The sequence below is a fragment of the Chitinimonas violaceus genome (assembly GCF_052601015.1).
Genome location: NZ_JBQXDJ010000158.1, coordinates 1 through 2,016, shown reverse-complemented (window position 1 = coordinate 2,016; position 2,016 = coordinate 1). Strand labels below are relative to the sequence as shown.

The following is a 2,016-nucleotide window of genomic DNA, read 5'->3' as shown; positions in this document are numbered from 1 at the left end:
TTTACAACCGCCAACGACGCCACTCTCGGCTAGGTAATTTGGCACCGGCGGTGTTTGCAGAAAAATTCAGCAGGCAATTGGTCTGCATTTGAAGTGGGTGTGTCTACGGTTGTCAGGACAGGTCATGTTGATCAGCTCAATAGTTCCGTCTCGTTCTTGCCTCTGGGCAAACTCGCTGACTTTGTAGTTTATCGTTGAATACTGAATGGTCAGATTTACTTTCCCATTCTCTTTATGAATCTGTACAACCTCGCCAGTTTTCTCGAGCTCTTCTTTGAGCTGCTTAACCGCCATATCAACATGATCTTTTGTTATTGCACCTTTCACGTCCATTGACGTGATTCGTTCCCGTTGAGCCGCAATACCGAGACGGGCTGCAATATCTCTATGATCTTGGTAATCATGAATCTGCCTAGCAAAATAGGCAGCAAGGTTCTCACGTGGTGTTTTCTTGCTGACGACGATATTGCGTCGCTCAAACAAGTTTCTTATTGTTGGAATATCGACTTTATGCTGATTAAGCGCGTCAAAAACATTCTTGTCAGATGCGTAGTAAAGCGAAGGCCCATGAAAGCGATTTTTCATTCTCGCCACCCCATATCACCTGGACTGTAAGTGTTCGTTACTGTTGTAATGCGATCAATTTTGATCTTCTCTAAGATTTCTTCCCGCGCTGGGTCAAAACCCCATGCACGTGCATATTTCTTCTTGGCCATTTGAAATACTGACTTAAGGTTGTCTATTGCATCACCGTCGGTCATCCGGATGCGTATCAATTGGCTGCCTTCCAGCATCTGAAAGCGCGACAAGCAGTCTAAAAAGTACTCAAACTCCTCCGACAAATTCCCCGGACGGTTGTAGTAGATTAGATAGCCAGCAGAGCAACTTTCAGCCTCCCCGTGCCTCAAGATAAGAAATGGGCCGGTCATCGACTCAATTGTTGCTGCTTGTTTAGTACCGTCACCGTGACGACGTACCATCACCAAATCTGGATAGTAGTAGGTGTATTCCTTGGGAAGTTCTCCGTCATTCTGCAAACGGATGATGTCGTTTCCAATGTTGTAAAGCCTTTGAATATCGGATGGACCAAGATAGTGAATTAATGCCCCTGCTGGAAGAGGTAGGTTCTGCAAATCCATCTTGCTGACAGCGTCAGCAAATGACTGGGTGTATTTGTGGTCATGGTTATGGACGAAGAGCAAGCCACGTACCTCATGAGCCTCATCATCAGGAACAGAGTATTTTTCACGCCAGTAGTTGGTCTCCTGGGCGCACTCAACAGTCATACTCAGCGACTTAAATGCGCTACGCAACTTGGTACTCGTGATGCTTTGACTTGAGTAACTTTTTAGGTCCGTGTGGAGGTAAATTGTTTTCCCCGCATACGGATCATCATAACTGAACACTACATCGCCAGGGTGAGTCTCTTTAGACTTACCAGTTTTGCCCTCGCTCTTATGGTCCGGGTTTGTGCACTTAAAGTTGTCGTCATGTTTTTGATGCGTGCTCCAAAGAAAGTATTTGAAAATTTCTTTCGAGAGCTTCTGAGCAATCTCGCCGATGTTGATAGTCTCTGCCACTATTCCTCCTGATTCTTGTATCGATACCTTCGTTGGCTGAGGGCGCCAGCATGAGACTACACAATGTGACAGATATACTCACCAAGGAAAATAGGGATATGCAGAGCACCATAAGGCTGAGCCTCATTCACAGGGTCAGTTCAGGTCGACTTCAACAATCTAGAATCTCCCTCTCAAAATCACAAAAACCCGCCAAAGTGCGCATCGTTGAGAGGCATGGCGGGTGTGTTAACTCGTTCTAGTCGTCTAATGCCCGAAGATCATCAAACGTCACCCCATCTGCTTCTCGAATAGCCGGTTTCCCGGTCTCTGAATCCCCCCGGATAGTGAGGAGGCTCCATTTCTTGAGAGAATGGAGTTATGAAGAAGCCAACCAAGTATTCGCCAGAAGTCAAAGAACGCGCTGTCCGTATGGTTTTTGAACATCGGTCAGAGT

At 46.3% G+C, this 2,016-nt stretch carries 2 protein-coding genes; both read right to left on the bottom strand.

Features of this window, described 5'->3' with window-relative positions; translation table 11 throughout:
* Positions 1-66 precede the first annotated feature (66 nt).
* Positions 67-585, bottom strand: a complete 519-nt coding sequence (locus ACUHMQ_RS20585; RefSeq protein WP_445297316.1) for a hypothetical protein — start codon at positions 583-585, stop codon at positions 67-69.
* On the bottom strand, positions 582-1,580 hold the full coding sequence (locus tag ACUHMQ_RS20580; protein WP_445297315.1) for a PD-(D/E)XK nuclease domain-containing protein: 999 nt from the start codon (positions 1,578-1,580) through the stop codon (positions 582-584). Before ACUHMQ_RS20580 ends, ACUHMQ_RS20585 begins: the two co-directional genes overlap by 4 nt.
* Positions 1,581-2,016: the final 436 nt, after the last annotated feature.

Excerpts from the sequence above, each read along its gene's own strand:
- ACUHMQ_RS20585 (WP_445297316.1), bottom strand. The coding sequence starts at position 585 with ATGAAAAATCGCTTTCATGGGCCTTCGCTTTACTACGCATCTGACAAG.